Here is a 16,177-nt window from a genome sequence, read left to right on the forward strand (position 1 = left end):
CTTTTTTGATTTCGAGATCAGCGGATAGAGTGATTACTGGTCAGCTTCTACCAGTTGTTCATGATAGGAAATTGGACCATCTGTAAATTCAACCTGTCCATTCAATAATTCAACGACTGCTGTTTTAAATGCAGTAACTTCTGTTTCTACAATCAAACAGTGAACCGTGACTTTGTCTGTGTAGATCGTTTCTTTTATAGGAATATGTTTCAACTCAAGCATATTTTCTAATTTACCTAATTGCGGATAGGTGATATGGACAGCTATTTCTTGCTGTTGTGTTCCTTCCACGATCCCGATTTCAATTAGTGCGTGAGAAACAGCCTGTGTATAGGCACGAATCAAACCACCGGTACCCAATTTTGTCCCACCAAAATAGCGTGTGACGACAGCGACCACATTGATCAATTCATTTTTTTTAAGTACTTCCAGCATTGGGACACCTGCCGTACCACTAGGCTCACCGTCATCACTACTGCGTTGAATTTCATTTTTTTCACCGAGAACGAAAGCACTACAGTTATGGTTTGCTTTCCAATGTTCTTTTTTCATTGCCTGAATAAACGCTTTAGCTTCTGCTTCCGTTTCAATTCGTTTCATAGAGCAAATAAAACGAGATTTTTTGACTTCGATTTCTGCTTGACCGTCTGCTTGGATGGTTCTATAACTATTCAGCGTGATGCTTCCTCCTTACAAGTAGTTGATAATAGTCAAAGTATAATGAATTATTCCTTTAGTTTCAACACTTATAATACTTGAGTAATGAAGAGAGTCTATGGGATAATAGAAGAAAGAAAGGTGAGATGGGGATGAAAGAACGCATAAAAAAATATGACGCCATCACCCAATATTTAAAAAATAACGGGGGATCACAGGTTACTTTAACATTTACACAGATCGACGAACTTCTTTTTCCAAGTTATGGGCTCCCTAAATCAGCTAGACAAAGCACTGATTGGTGGGCAAATGATTATAAGCACCCAGAAAAAGGAGCATATGGCTGGATCAATGCTGGCTACGAGGTTGTGGTGATCAATTTAAAAAAGAATATGTTGTGTTCAATCAATTAGTTAAATCGAGTTGGCTATTCGACTGATAAGAAAACGTTGACATTATCTTGCTTTTTTGTATAATAATCACACAAGCAAAAAAAGAAATCGTTTGCAAAAGTTAAAAGAATGGAGAGAGTAAAATGACTAAAAAAACAATCATGCTCGTATGTTCTGCTGGGATGAGTACCAGTTTACTTGTAACAAAAATGCAAAAAGCTGCTGAAGAACAAGGAATTGATACGGATATTTTTGCCGTATCAGCTTCTGATGCCGATAATCAGCTAGCTTCTAAAGAAGTTGATGTTTTGCTGTTGGGACCACAAGTCCGCTTCATGAAGGCTGATTTTGAAAAACGTCTAGAACCAAAAGGAATCCCATTAGATATTATCAATATGGCAGATTATGGTTTGATGAATGGCGAAAAAGTATTACAACAAGCCATCCATTTAATTGAAAACAAATAAAGGACAGAGCATACTAAGATGTTCATATCGGAAACAAGCCGAAAAATCCAGCGAATAGGTCGCCTATTCAAGGATTTTTCGGCTTATTTTTTATACTAACCGCTTCAAATAACCATTCATTCTCAAATTTTTTTGAAGAATGGACTGATGTAGCGTATCTTCTTTTAGGGGATTAGATGAAAAAAAGTAGTTTATGCAGTTTATATGGCAGACGATTACTTACGAGAGACTTGAGAGAATGGACAGAGAGTTTTGAACAGATTCGCTATCAGAAACTAGCTGCCATTCATCTACAAGGAAATTGGTTAACATGTAATCGATGCAGCATGCGAACAAAAATAGGTAAATCAGAGCAAAAGCAACCAATCATCTTTTGTCCTGTTTGTCTTTTTTTAGGTCGTTGTGACAACACACAAGAATTATTTTTATTTGAACAACCTGAGTTGCCGAAAAGAAATGTCTGTTTTACTTGGACAGGAAAGTTAACGCCAACTCAACAAGCGATTTCTACGAACTTGGTCACTGATGTCTCGGGAAAACAGCACATGATTTGGGCTGTGACAGGAGCGGGAAAGACTGAGATGCTTTATGAAAAGGTCATAAAAACGTTAGAAAAAGGTGGACGAGTCGCATTAGTTTCACCTAGGGTTGATGTGTGCAACGAACTTTACCTACGTTTTTGTGGCGTTTTTCCAGAAGAAGACATTGTCCTGCTTCATGGAAAAAAGAAAGAAGCCTATCGCTTTAGTCCATTCGTGATTGCGACTACGCATCAGCTGTATCGTTTTTATCAGACGTTTGATCTGTTAGTCGTCGATGAGGTGGATGCGTTCCCTTTTGCAGGAGATCCTGGGTTAGCTTATGCTGTTGAAACTGCAATTAAACCAAAAGGAACATTTATCTATTTAAGTGCGACACCTAATGAGCAGCTACTGAAAAAAATCCGTTCAACCTTTTTGATCCATCAATTGCCACTTCGCTTTCATCAACGGTTATTGCCTGAACCACATTTGTTTTTTTGGAATGACTGGCCGAATAAATGTTTGAAAGAAAAAAAACTTCGACCACTTTTGAAGTGTCTAAACATGCTGCTCCAACAAAATCATGTCTTATTATTTTGTCCGTCGATTGCCTTGATGAATCGATTAGCCTCACTGTTAAAGCGTTGTTTACCCATGTACCGTATTACCGATGCATCCGCAAAAGATCCAAACCGTTCAGAAAAAGTTCAGCAAATGAGAAAGCAACAATATGATGTGTTACTTACTACAATGATTTTGGAACGTGGGGTAACATTTGCAAATGTGTCAGTGATCGTGTTAGGCGCTGATCACCGTGTTTTTACTAAATCTTCCCTTGTACAAATCGCTGGTCGAGCCGATCGAAAGGGAGATTTTACCAATAGCCAAGTCTATTTTTTCTATGAAGAACTGACAAAAGCTATCAAATTAGCCTGTCGTGAGATCAAAGAAATGAATCGTCAGGGAAAAAAGCAGCTTGCTATGAAAAATAGTGAGCCTAGAGGAGAAAAAACACATGAATCGTTGTAGTTATTGTCAAAAACAAGTCATCCGAAATTTGAAGATCAGCGAGATTCTTGGATTGGGAAAGATTCTTCCTCAGATTTGTGAGGACTGTTCAAATTTGTTTCGTCCGATAAATAAACAGCAAAGCTGTCGAACTTGCCAGAAAGAACTGCCTGGTGATATTACGTATTGTGAAGATTGTATCGCCTGGAAAAACGCCTATCCCAATTATGATTTCAGTCATCATGCTTGTTTTTACTATGATTCAGCCTTCAAAGAATGGTTAAAGCGCTATAAATTTATGGGAGATGTCCGACTGGCAGGTACATTTGCTAAACAGTTGCAAATAATACAACAAGAATTTAGCGATTATCAAATCTGTCCAATCCCACTAGCAACTGCTCGTTTAAAAGAACGTGGGTTTAATCAGGTCATTGAAATGTTGAGAGTAGCTAAAATACCTTATAGTCAACTGCTGACTCGCTCTGATCATTCACTTCCACAATCCCAAAAAACACGTCAGGAACGTTTAAAAACTACCCAACCTTTCAAATTAGCTGTTGTTCCAACGATCATCAAAGGGAAAAAAGTATTGTTGGTAGACGATGTCTATACGACGGGGCAAACCCTTTTTCATGCTGCTTCTTGTTTATTGCCACATGCTCCTGAAAAAATCCGCACCTTTTCGCTAGCTCGATAAATAAATGAAAAACGAATGTCCTTGATAGCGATTTAGTTTGCAAATGGATTAGAGTTCGATATAATGGTAGTAAGAAGAGGGAAAGAGTGGTCCTTCTCCTTCTTGATTGTGGTAGACGAAAGGGGTAATTTTTATGTTTAGATACAATGTACGCGGTGAAAATATCGAAGTAACTGAAGCGATTCGTGACTACGTTGAGAAAAAAGTAGGAAAACTTGAACGCTATTTCAGTGATGCACCCGATGCTACAGCACATGTAAATTTAAAAGTTTATACTGAAAAAACAGCGAAAGTGGAAGTAACTATTCCATTACCTTATCTTGTATTGCGTGCCGAAGAAACATCACCTGATCTTTATGCAAGTATTGATTTGGTAGTTGACAAATTGGAACGACAAATCCGCAAATTCAAAACAAAAATTAACCGTAAATCTCGCGAAACCGGTATGAACACAGCCGATGCAGCGGTATTATTCAATAACGAAGCTGACGATGCCGATCATGAAAATGATTCTGAATTAGACATTGTCCGCACGAAACGTTTATCACTGAAACCAATGGACAGTGAAGAGGCTGTTCTACAAATGAACATGCTTGGTCATAATTTCTTTATTTTTGAAGATGCAGAAACCAATGGTACAAGTATCGTTTACCGTCGTAAAGATGGCAAATACGGTTTGATTGAAACCGACTGATAAATAACAATTAGAAAAAGCAGTAAAAAGCTTGTGGCAAACCCTTCACGGTTTGCCACAGCTTCTTTTTTGTCTACGTCAGAAATTGTGAATTAATTGTGAATATATTACATTAATTGTGTTAAGATATTTCAATTATCTAGAACTAATGATAAAATAGAAACTAGAATCTACATAATCTGGATAATATATGTAAAAAGGAGATTATACAACGCATGGCCAATTTTATTCGTTCGATTATCGAAAATGATAAAAAAGAACTAAAACGTTTAGATCGTATTGCTAAAAAAGTAGAAGATCATGCTGACGAAATGGCAGCATTAACAGATGAACAATTACAAGCAAAAACAGCTGAGTTTAAAGCTCGCTATCAAAAAGGGGAAACTTTAGATCAATTATTACCGGAAGCCTTTGCGGTAGTTCGTGAAGCTGCCAAACGAGTGTTGGGACTTTATCCTTACCATGTACAATTGATGGGGGGGATCGTTCTTCACGATGGAAATATCCCAGAGATGCGTACTGGTGAAGGGAAAACTTTAACAGCGACAATGCCGGTTTATTTGAATGCATTGACGGGAGAAGGCGTTCACGTCGTTACTGTCAATGAATACCTGGCTACTCGTGACTCCTCTGAAATGGGCGAATTATATAACTTTTTAGGTTTAACAGTTGGCTTGAATATCAATTCAAAATCAGCGGACGAAAAACGAGATGCTTACAATTGTGATATTACCTATAGTACCAATAATGAATTAGGTTTCGACTATCTAAGAGACAACATGGTCGTTTATCGTCATCAAATGGTTCAAAGACCATTGAATTATGCGATTGTCGATGAAGTCGATTCGATCTTGATCGATGAAGCAAGAACACCGTTGATTATTTCAGGTCAAGCTGAAAAATCAACAGCTTTATATACAAGAACAGATAATTTTGTGAAACGTTTGAAAGAAGAAGAAGATTATAAAATCGATGTGCAATCGAAAACAATCAGCTTGACTGAAGCAGGGATCGAGAAAGCCGAAGAAACATTTGGCTTAGAAAATCTATATGATATTGAAAATACTGCCTTAACCCACCATCTGGATCAAGCATTGCGTGCCAACTATATCATGATCTTGGATATTGATTATGTGGTCCAAGATGGAAAAGTCTTGATCGTTGACCAATTTACTGGTCGTATCATGGATGGACGCCGCTACTCTGATGGATTACATCAGGCGATTGAAGCAAAAGAAGGCGTAGAGATCGAAGACGAAACGAAGACGATGGCGACAATCACGTTCCAGAACTATTTCCGAATGTATAAGAAACTGTCAGGTATGACTGGTACAGCAAAAACAGAAGAAGAAGAGTTTCGGGAAATCTATAATATTCAAGTTTGTCAAATCCCAACAAATCGTCCAGTCATTCGTGACGACCGACCTGATTTGTTATATCCAACATTGACTAGCAAGTTCCAAGCGGTGGTGCAAGACATCAAAGAACGTTACCGCAAAGGACAACCTGTTCTTGTCGGAACGGTAGCAGTGGAAACTTCAGAATTATTGTCTGATATGTTGAATCGTGAACGTATCCCACATGAAGTATTGAATGCAAAAAACCACTTCAAAGAAGCGGAGATCATCATGAATGCTGGTCAAAAAGGTGCGGTGACGATTGCAACGAATATGGCTGGACGTGGTACAGATATCAAGTTGGGACTTGGTGTCAGAGAACTAGGCGGACTAGCTGTTATCGGGACAGAACGTCATGAATCACGTCGTATCGATAATCAATTACGTGGTAGGGCTGGACGTCAAGGAGACCCAGGGATGTCTCAATTCTATCTTTCATTGGAAGATGATCTGATGAAACGATTTGGTTCTGAACGGATCAAAGCATTCTTAGATCGCATGAAAATCGGTGAAGAGGATGCAGTGATCCAAAGTAAGATGCTGACAAAACAAGTGGAATCAGCACAAAAACGTGTCGAAGGAAATAACTACGATACTCGTAAAAATGTCTTACAATACGATGATGTAATGCGAGAACAACGCGAAGTTATCTACAAACAACGTCAAGAAGTCATCATGGAAGAAACAAGTTTGTCTAAACCAATGATGAATATGATCAAACGTACGATCAGTCGGGTAGTAGATGCACACACACAACTAGAAAAAGACAACTGGAACCTTGAAGGAATCGTTGATTTTGCAGGTAGTACATTAGTCCATGAAGATAGCATCTCAATCGATGACCTTAAAGGGAAAGAACCGCAACAGATCAAAGAATATTTAAATGAGTTAGCACAAGAAGTATTTAATACGAAAGCTAACCAGCTCAACGGACCTGAACAATTACTAGAATTTGAAAAAGTAGTCATTCTACGAGTAGTGGATTCGAAATGGACCGATCATATCGATGCTATGGATCAATTACGCCAATCAATCGGTCTTAGAGCATATGGACAAAACAATCCATTGGTTGAGTATCAAACAGAAGGATACAAGATGTTTGAAGAGATGGTTGGAGCGATCGAATATGAAGTGACTCGTCTCTTTATGAAAGCTGAGATTCGTCAAAATGTTCAACGGGAGCAAGTGTCAACCGGCGAAGCAGTTCAACCAACTACCGGTGATGCAAAAGAAAATAGCAACACAAGTGCCAAAAAACAACCGGTTCACGTGAACAAAGTAGGCAGAAATGATCCTTGTCCATGTGGTAGCGGGAAAAAATATAAAAACTGTCATGGAAAAGATGAGAACTAATTTTTGACAGCTAGCAGATAAGATTGGTGAGATCGGTTCTTTTTGATTAAGAATCGACTCACCTTCTTTCTGTTATGAAGCGTTTCTGTTAAACTAAAGTGGTTGAATAAAACATAAAATAATGTAGATAGAAAGAGGGAAGTTTATGGAGATTTCAGAAATCCGTAACTTATTAGCTGAGATGGAAGAAAAGGTCACAAGTTTCAGGAGGTCTCTTTGACTTAGATCGGTTGGAAGAAGACATCGCTGAAGCTGAAGCCAAAATGGCAGAGCCTGGTTTTTGGGATGATAGCGAAGCAGCACAAAAAGTGATCAATGAAAACAACACAAATAAAGAAACGTATGATCAATTCAATGCGTTAGCTGAAGAATTAGAAGAGTTAGCCCTAATGGTAGAAATGTTGCAAGAAGAACCAGATGCTCAAATGCAACAAGAAGCAGAAGATAGAATCCAACTATTAGACGAAAAAATGAAGACGTATGAATTAGCCATGCTTTTAGATGGTCCATATGATCGCAACCATGCAATCGTCGAACTTCATCCTGGAGCAGGGGGTACAGAATCCCAAGACTGGGGAAGTATGTTGTTACGCATGTATACACGTTGGGCAGAACAACATGGCTACCAAGTGGAAACATTGGATTACCAAGCAGGGGATGAAGCAGGAATAAAAAGTGTGACTTTACTGATCAAAGGGCATAATGCATATGGCTATTTAAAATCGGAAAAAGGTGTCCACCGTCTTGTTCGGATCTCCCCATTTGATTCAGCCAAACGGCGCCACACTTCGTTTTGTTCGGTCGATGTGATGCCAGAACTAGATGAAACGATTGATGTTGCCATCAACCCAGATGACTTGAAGATCGATACGTACCGAGCAAGCGGTGCCGGAGGACAACATATCAATAAAACAGAGTCTGCCGTTCGGATCACTCATCTTCCAACAGGAACGGTCGTAGCTAGTCAAGCGCAGCGTTCACAATTAAAAAACCGAGAACAAGCAATGAGCATGTTGAAAGCGAAGTTGTATCAACTTGAGGTTGAAAAGAAAGAACAAGAAGCTGCAGCATTGCGTGGGGAGCAAAAAGAAATTGGTTGGGGTTCACAAATTCGTTCCTATGTCTTCCATCCATATTCAATGGTAAAAGATCACCGGACAAACGTAGAAACTGGTAATGTTCAAGCTGTAATGGATGGCGATTTAGACTTATTTATTGACGGATATTTAAAAATGCACCTCTAAATAGTTGACTTTAATTGAAATAAAATTGTAAGATTTTGAAAGCAAGATGAAACATTACCATGCTATAATGGTGAGAGACTGAGAAAAGATATGGAGAGAACGCCATGATTGAAATGAAGGATGTCATGAAAAAGTACTCAAATGGTACGACTGCAATCCGAAATTTATCGGTTGTTATCGATCAAGGAGAGTTCGTTTATGTAGTTGGTCCATCAGGGGCTGGGAAATCTACATTCATCAAATTGATGTATCGAGAAGAAAAAGCGTCAAAAGGAACCTTAAATGTTGCTGGTCATGATTTAATGGCAATCAAAAACAAAGATGTTCCTTACTTACGCAGAGAAATCGGGGTAGTTTTCCAAGACTACAAACTGTTGCCGAGAAAAACAGTTTACGAAAATGTCGCTTATGCGATGCAAGTAATCGGTAGAAAACCACGAGATATCAAAAAACGTGTGATGGAAGTGTTAGATCTTGTTGGATTGAAACATAAAGTGCGTGTTTTTCCAAGTGAGTTATCTGGTGGGGAACAGCAACGGGTATCGATTGCCCGTGCAATCGTAAATACGCCGAAAGTATTGATTGCTGACGAACCTACAGGAAATCTAGATCCGGAGAATTCTTGGGAGATCATGAAGTTATTGGACCGAATCAATGCTCAAGGGACAACGGTCGTTATGGCAACCCATAACAGTACGATCGTGAATACAATTCGTCATCGAGTGATCGCCATCGAAAATGGACGAATCATACGTGACCAAGCGGAAGGGGAATATGGATACGATGATTAGAACCTTTTTCCGACATTTATTAGAGAGTATCAAGAGTTTAAAGCGTAACGGCTGGATGACTGTCGCTTCAGTGAGTGCCGTGACGATCACATTAACATTAGTTGGGGTATTCATGGCTGTGATCATGAATGCAACGAAACTAGCCGAAGATATCGAAGGCAACGTAGATGTTTCTGTTTTCGTTGATATTGGCACGAATGAAAAAGATATGAAGAATCTTGAAAAACAATTAAAAGAGATTGATCACGTCAAAAGTGTCAAATTCTCAAGTAAAGACCAAGAGTTGAAAAAGATCCAGGATGCTATGGGGAATTCATGGAGTTTATTTGAAGGAGATAACAACCCGTTATATGATGTTTATGTCGTTCAAACGTCAGAACCTTCTTATACGAAACAAGTATCTCAAGAAGCCGGAAAATTAGCGAATGTTTCTCGCGCGGATTACGGTGGAACGTCTTCAGATAAAATTCTTAAGCTTGCAGGAACCGTTCGAACATGGGGCTTAGCTGCAGCAGCATTATTATTGTTTATTGCAATGTTTTTGATTTCAAATACAATCAGAATCACGATCTTATCTCGCCAAAAAGAAATTCAAATCATGCGATTAGTTGGTGCCAAAAACGGCTACATTCGTTGGCCATTCTTTTTAGAAGGTGGTTGGATTGGTTTGATCGGTGCAATTATTCCGGTATTGCTGATTACATTTGGGTACCAAGAAGTATTCCGAATGCTTAACCCTTCATTATTGCGCTCCCACTATTCCTTGATCCAACCACAGGATATCGTGTGGAAAATCAACGCTTTGATGGCTGGGATCGGAATCATTATCGGTTCATTAGGATCAATTATTTCGATGAGAAGATTCTTGAAGTTTTAATTCATTTCCATCGTTTCACCATATGAAAGGATGGAACGAGTTGTTTCAAGAAGATCCAACAACTTTAAAGTTTAAATGGATGATTCAATGAATCAGCAGACAGAAATTCATTTTTCTGTCTGCTTTTTTAGTTGAGATTGGGACAAAACTCGTCTCAGTCTCTTCTAGTATCTCTAAAAACGAATAAACGGCGTTCAAGAAGCAACTCCTCAACAATAAGCGATGATTTTCTAAAATATGAGGAGCTATTTTAAAAAATCCTCTCTTATTCGCTCGGAGCTAAACGCTTCTTTCACGACCTCTTGTTCACGGTGAGACAAAAGCAGCATCTTCGGAAAATTTGCCGAAATTTACCAAAAATTTGAGAAGCACCAAGTAGATAACAATCAACATCAAAAACTAGTTTTTGTGTTTCTTGTCAATTTTCGGAAATTCCTTCTTATTTCTTGATGCTAAACACTTTTGTCTCAATCTCTTTGTAAAACGCTATCATTTTTTGTCTCATAATATAAAATAAAAAAATAATATCAAGTAATGATCAATAGGAGGTCATATTGGTACAGCAGTAGGTATTTTAATTCATTGAGATCATTATCTGTCTGATACTTTCACTTTACTTTAAAAAACATCTCGGCTATTCTTAAGTAGGTGTAAAAGTGAAGAGGTGAGCCATGAGAGTAGTTGTTGATAATTTTTTTACGATCATCTTAATTGCGAATATCTTATTATCAATTGTCATTGTTTTTCGTGAACGAAAAGAAACCGCTCAGACATGGGCATGGTTGTTAGTATTAATGTTTATTCCGATTGTCGGTTTTCTTTTATATATCTTTTTTGGCAGAGGTATTTCACAAGACAAGATCTTTGATTTGAAGATCCAAGGGAAAATCGGGAAGAACTTGGAAATTGAAGAAGACAAACAAGCCTTGATGCGAGGACTTTATCCGCATCCACCAACAGGACAAGTTGATGTCAAGCAACTAATCTATATGCTGACAGTGTTTGAAAGTACATTGTACACAACTGGAAATGAAGTGACTTTATTTACGGATGGACGAGAAAAATTTGATGCATTGATTGAAGACATCAAGCAGGCAAAAGATCATATCCATCTACAATATTATATTTATCGGGGCGATGCTCTGGGTAAGGAAGTGCGTGACGCGCTGACTGAAGCAGCTCAAAGAGGGGTTAAAGTCCGTGTATTATTAGATGCTTGGGGGTCTACCCAAGTAAATGCAAAATTTTTCCACGAATTACAGGTAGCTGGTGGTGAAGTCGCTTTTTTCTTTCCACTATTTGTCCCTTATATCAATCCACGAATCAATTATCGAAACCATCGCAAAATCGTTGTTATCGATGGGAAAATTGGTTATACTGGTGGATTCAATGTAGGAAACGAATATTTAGGAGAAGTTTCAAAGTTTGGTTATTGGCGAGACAATCATTTGCGAATCTATGGGGAAGCAGTTTATACGCTACAAAATCGTTTCTTGATGGATTGGAACTCGCAGCACGTGAAAGAAGTCAGCTATGCACCAAAATTTTTCCCAAAAATTGATTCTGTAGGCACTTTAGCACTTCAAATCGTCACAAGTGGCCCAGATTCTGAGCATGAACAAATCAAATTGACTTATTTAAAAATGATTTCATTAGCAAAAAAAGAAATATTGATTCAAACGCCTTACTATATCCCAGATGAATCCATTCATGAAGCATTGAAATTAGCCTTGCTTTCTGGTGTCAAAGTTCAGATTCAGATTCCCAATAAACCTGATCATCCGTTAGTCTATTGGGCAACTTATTCTTTTGCAGCAGAACTAATCGAATATGGTGCAGTGATCGAAACCTATGAAAATGGGTTTATCCATGCTAAGACCATGATCATTGACAGTGGAATAGTTTCAATTGGTTCAGCAAATATTGATGTCCGTTCATTCAAATTAGACTTTGAAGTGAATGCGTTGATCTATGATGAAGGAATGGCGACTCACGTAAGAAAAGCTTTCTTTGCTGATTCAAGAAAGTCACAACTGTTAACCAAAGAACGCTATGAAAATCGAGGATTTATCATCAAATTAAAAGAAGGTTTGGCACGATTGATCTCGCCATTATTATAATTGCTACTTCCAGCTAATCAAAAAGGACATGAGGGAGGCGTCTAAGACGTCAGCTCATGTCCTTTTTCTGTCGGGGCCATTTCTGTAAACTGTCAGAAATGGAGAAAGCGTCTCACAGGAACAAAACTAACTTTGGGGTACTTCTTGTTTTTGGGGAAAGCAAGAAATAAGTTAGATAATGTTTGATAAAGAGACACATTTCAAAGCCAGTATAGCATAGAATAACCTAATGAGATAGTGTTTTTTTATTAATAATCATTATTTTTGTTATTTTATAATTTTAATTCGTTTTCAAGTATTTTGTTAAATGTTAAAATGAACTTACTTTAGGACTGAAGGAGATTTCTAAATGAAAAAATTAAAATTACTTTTACCAATAATAGGATTAACTATTCTTTTATCAGGTTGTTCAAAATGGATCGATCGAGGAGAATCCATTACAGCTGTCGGGTCTTCCGCATTGCAACCATTAGTTGAAACAGTCGCTGAATCTTTTCAGGCTGCAAACCCTGGGAAATTCATCAATGTCCAAGGTGGAGGAAGTGGAACTGGATTATCTCAAGTCCAATCTGGAGCAGTAGATATCGGGAATTCTGATTTATTTGCGGAGGAAAAATCTGGAATCGATGCATCTGCTTTAGTTGATCATCGAGTGGCTGTAGTTGGGATCACACCGATCGTTAACAAGGAAGTGGGCGTTAAAGACATCTCAATGGAAAACTTACGGAAGTTATTTACGGGTGAAATCACCAACTGGAAAGAACTTGGCGGGAAAGACCAACCAGTGGTTATTTTAAATCGTGCATCAGGAAGTGGGACACGTAGTACTTTTGAAAAATGGGTCCTTGATGGAGAAACGGCGATTCGTGCGCAAGAACAAGATTCAAGCGGAATGGTGCGACAAATCGTTGCAGATACTCCAGGAGCAATTAGTTATGTCGCTTTCTCATATGTAACCAACGATGTGGCTACTTTGAGTATTGATGGTGTAGAGCCAACCGATGACAACGTTACGACCAATAAATGGATCATTTGGGCTTATGAACATATGTATACAAAAAATCAACCAAAACAGTTAACGAAAGAGTTTTTAAACTACATGCTATCAGAAGAAGTTCAAAATAATATCGTAGGTGAATTAGGTTATATTCCGGTTTCACGTATGCAAGTAGAACGTGATTGGGAAGGAAATATTGTAAAATAATCATCTTTACACAATCTTTACAAACTTCGCATAAATTTTACATGTTATTAAACTCAAATTGATGTTCGCTTTGTACACTGTATAAGTATGTTAAACCTTACTGGGGGGGGAATCATCTGTGGAAGATGTGAAAAAAGTATTATTAACAAAATCAAAACGTTCAAAAATGGAGCAGCGTGGTAAATTCATCAGCTTCTTATGTATCGCCTTGATCGTTCTAGTAGTAGTAGCCATTTTTTATTTTGTTGCAAGTAAAGGATTAGCGACCTTTTTCGTTGATAAGATCAACGTATTTGATTTCTTGTTTGGAACGAATTGGAATCCTGGACAAATTGGTGCAGATGGTAAACCGATGGTCGGGGCATTACCAATGATCGCTGGTTCGTTTATCGTTACTTTTTTATCTGCGATCATCGCGACACCTTTTGCCATCGGTGCAGCGGTCTTCATGACAGAGATATCTCCAAAAAATGGCACAAAAATCTTGCAACCAGTTATTGAACTATTAGTTGGCATTCCATCTGTTGTTTATGGTTTTATTGGATTATCAGTCATCGTACCATTTATCCGAAACATTTTTGGCGGAACTGGTTTTGGTATTTTAGCTGGGACATTTGTTTTGTTTGTCATGATCTTACCAACTGTGACGACTATGACAGTCGATGCCTTAAAAGCTGTGCCGCGTCATTATCGTGAAGCATCATTAGCTTTAGGAGCTACACGTTGGCAAACGATCTATAAAGTCGTTTTACGAGCTGCTGTACCGGGAATCTTGACAGCCGTTGTATTTGGTATGGCACGTGCATTTGGTGAAGCATTAGCGATCCAAATGGTCATCGGGAATGCTGCCTTGATGCCAACAGGATTAACAACTCCTGCTTCAACATTGACGTCGATTTTAACAATGGGGATCGGAAATACGATCATGGGAACAATTGAAAACAACGTGTTATGGTCATTAGCTTTGATCTTGCTATTGATGTCATTAATCTTTAATATCGTGATCCGAATGATTGGTAAGAAAGGGGCATTGAAATAATGAACGCAAAACGCTCTGATAAAATCGCAACAGGAGTCCTTTATGCAATATCGGGAATTATTGTATTGATCTTAGCTGCGTTACTTTTATATATTTTAGTTCGAGGAATTCCTCATATCTCTTGGTCATTTTTAACTGAACCATCAAAAGCCTATCAAGTAGGTGGCGGAATCGGTATCCAATTATTTAACTCGATTTATTTATTATTGATCACGATGATCATTAGTTTTCCGCTTTCTTTAGGAGCCGGTATTTACCTTTCTGAATATGCTGGTAAAAACTGGTTGACTGATGTTATCCGTACTTCAATTGAAATATTAAGCTCATTACCATCTGTAGTTGTTGGTTTGTTTGGCTTTTTAGTTTTTGTTATCCAATTCCAGTATGGCTTCTCCATTATCTCTGGGGCACTAGCTTTAACAGTTTTTAACTTACCTCTATTGACGAGAACGGTAGAAGAATCTTTACAAGCGGTGCATTACACACAGCGTGAGGCAGGGCTTGCATTAGGTTTGTCACGTTGGGAAACAGTGATTCGTGTAGTTGTACCTGAGGCAACTCCAGGGATTTTAACAGGAGTCATTTTAAGCTCAGGGAGAATTTTTGGGGAAGCAGCAGCTTTGATCTATACAGCTGGGCAAAGCGCGCCTGCACTTGATTTCTCAAACTGGAATCCATTGAGTGTCTCTAGTCCAATCAGTATTTTCCGTCAAGCTGAAACACTAGCTGTTCATATTTGGAAAATCAATACGGAAGGAACGATGCCAGATGGTGTATCAGTATCTGCTGGAGCATCAGCGGTCTTAATTATCGCAGTATTACTATTCAATTTTGGTGCTCGTGCGATTGGTAAACGTTTATACCGGAAAATGACTTCAGCTTAAGGAGAAGAAGTAAGATGAAAGAATATAATTGGAATGAAAGAAATATCATCACAATGGGTCAAGAAAAAGAAATTGCCCTTTATACAGATGATCTTCATGTTTGGTACGGTGACAACGAAGCGATCAAAGGTGTTGATCTGGAATTTGAAAAGAATAAGATCACAGCTTTAATCGGTCCTTCTGGCTGTGGGAAGTCAACTTATTTACGTTCGTTGAATCGGATGAATGATGGGATCGCAAATACTAAGGTGACTGGTAAAATCATGTACAAAGATGTCGATATCAATGCACCACAAATTGATGTCTATGAGATGCGTAAGCGAATCGGAATGGTTTTCCAACGACCAAATCCATTTAGTAAATCAATCTATGAAAATATCACGTTTGCATTGAAGCAACATGGCGAAAAGAACAAGAAGAAATTAGATGAGATCGTTGAGACCAGCTTGAAACAAGCCGCATTATGGGATCAAGTAAAAGATAGCCTGGATAAAAGTGCTTTAGCCTTGTCAGGTGGTCAACAACAACGTTTATGTATTGCACGTGCGATTGCGATGAAACCGGATATCTTGTTATTAGATGAACCAGCCAGCGCACTTGATCCGATTTCTACTGGGACAGTGGAAGAAACATTAGTGAATCTAAAAGATGATTACACGATCATCATTGTGACCCATAACATGCAACAAACAGCTCGTATCAGTGACTATACTGCCTTTTTCTACTTAGGAAAAGCGATCGAATACGATAAAACGAATAAGATATTTACTAGACCAAAAATTAAAGCGACCGAAGATTATGTATCGGGTCATTTTGGGTAAGACGGAGGATT

At 38.4% G+C, this 16,177-nt stretch carries 14 protein-coding genes and 1 pseudogene; 14 read left to right on the top strand and 1 reads right to left on the bottom strand.

The window, feature by feature from the left end; genetic code table 11:
• Nucleotides 1-33: 33 nt before the first annotated feature.
• Nucleotides 34-681 carry a YigZ family protein gene (locus EHR_RS08070; RefSeq protein WP_063627399.1) on the bottom strand — a complete coding sequence of 216 codons (648 nt, stop codon included), beginning with the start codon at nt 679-681 and terminating at the stop codon, nt 34-36.
• Nucleotides 682-809: 128 nt separating this feature from the next.
• Between EHR_RS08070 and EHR_RS08075 the strand changes: the two are divergent.
• The 14 genes and pseudogenes from EHR_RS08075 (at nt 810) to pstB (ending at nt 16,166) form a co-directional block, all read left to right on the top strand.
• Nucleotides 810-1,096: pseudogene (locus EHR_RS08075) on the top strand (DUF7662 domain-containing protein).
• Between the two features lie 96 nt (nt 1,097-1,192).
• Entirely contained in the window at nt 1,193-1,516 is a 324-nt protein-coding gene (locus EHR_RS08080) for a PTS sugar transporter subunit IIB (protein ID WP_010718577.1), read from the top strand.
• A gap of 176 nt (nt 1,517-1,692) precedes the next feature.
• Nucleotides 1,693-3,066, top strand: a complete 1,374-nt coding sequence (locus EHR_RS08085; RefSeq protein WP_010737974.1) for an ATP-dependent helicase ComFA — start codon at nt 1,693-1,695, stop codon at nt 3,064-3,066.
• Entirely contained in the window at nt 3,053-3,742 is a 690-nt protein-coding gene (locus tag EHR_RS08090) for a ComF family protein (protein WP_010718573.1), read from the top strand. The genes EHR_RS08085 and EHR_RS08090 overlap by 14 nt, the downstream gene beginning before the upstream one ends.
• Before the next feature lie 133 nt (nt 3,743-3,875).
• A complete protein-coding gene (hpf, locus tag EHR_RS08095) occupies nt 3,876-4,436 on the top strand; it encodes a ribosome hibernation-promoting factor, HPF/YfiA family (RefSeq protein WP_010718572.1) in 561 nt (186 codons plus the stop codon).
• 215 nt (nt 4,437-4,651) lie between these two features.
• Nucleotides 4,652-7,186, top strand: coding sequence for a preprotein translocase subunit SecA (gene secA, locus EHR_RS08100; protein WP_010718571.1), 2,535 nt, complete (start codon nt 4,652-4,654; stop codon nt 7,184-7,186).
• A 145-nt stretch (nt 7,187-7,331) separates the two neighbouring features.
• A protein-coding gene (prfB, locus tag EHR_RS08105) for a peptide chain release factor 2 (protein WP_178243920.1) occupies nt 7,332-8,430 on the top strand; the annotation gives its coding sequence in 2 pieces (ribosomal slippage) (nt 7,332-7,403 and nt 7,405-8,430; 1,098 coding nt in all).
• Between the two features lie 104 nt (nt 8,431-8,534).
• Nucleotides 8,535-9,221: a cell division ATP-binding protein FtsE gene (gene ftsE, locus EHR_RS08110; protein ID WP_010718569.1), complete on the top strand. Its 687-nt coding sequence runs from the start codon at nt 8,535-8,537 to the stop codon at nt 9,219-9,221.
• Nucleotides 9,214-10,098, top strand: coding sequence for a permease-like cell division protein FtsX (gene ftsX / locus EHR_RS08115; RefSeq protein ID WP_277985448.1), 885 nt, complete (start codon nt 9,214-9,216; stop codon nt 10,096-10,098). The genes ftsE and ftsX overlap by 8 nt, the downstream gene beginning before the upstream one ends.
• 671 nt (nt 10,099-10,769) lie before the next feature.
• Nucleotides 10,770-12,218 (top strand): cardiolipin synthase, encoded by a 1,449-nt coding sequence (cls, locus tag EHR_RS08120; protein WP_010718567.1) that lies wholly within the window; start codon nt 10,770-10,772, stop codon nt 12,216-12,218.
• A gap of 349 nt (nt 12,219-12,567) precedes the next feature.
• Nucleotides 12,568-13,422, top strand: coding sequence for a phosphate ABC transporter substrate-binding protein PstS (locus tag EHR_RS08125; RefSeq protein WP_010718566.1), 855 nt, complete (start codon nt 12,568-12,570; stop codon nt 13,420-13,422).
• A 118-nt stretch (nt 13,423-13,540) separates the two neighbouring features.
• On the top strand, nt 13,541-14,461 hold the full coding sequence (gene pstC / locus EHR_RS08130; protein WP_010718565.1) for a phosphate ABC transporter permease subunit PstC: 921 nt from the start codon (nt 13,541-13,543) through the stop codon (nt 14,459-14,461).
• The gene (gene pstA, locus EHR_RS08135; RefSeq protein ID WP_010718564.1) at nt 14,461-15,345 is read left to right on the top strand and encodes a phosphate ABC transporter permease PstA; all 885 of its coding nucleotides are present in this window, start codon (nt 14,461-14,463) and stop codon (nt 15,343-15,345) included. The genes pstC and pstA overlap by 1 nt, the downstream gene beginning before the upstream one ends.
• 14 nt (nt 15,346-15,359) lie before the next feature.
• Nucleotides 15,360-16,166: a phosphate ABC transporter ATP-binding protein PstB gene (gene pstB / locus EHR_RS08140; RefSeq protein ID WP_010737972.1), complete on the top strand. Its 807-nt coding sequence runs from the start codon at nt 15,360-15,362 to the stop codon at nt 16,164-16,166.
• Nucleotides 16,167-16,177 lie beyond the last annotated feature (11 nt).

It is taken from the genome of Enterococcus hirae ATCC 9790, assembly GCF_000271405.2.
GTDB classification, from domain to species: domain Bacteria; phylum Bacillota; class Bacilli; order Lactobacillales; family Enterococcaceae; genus Enterococcus_B; species Enterococcus_B hirae.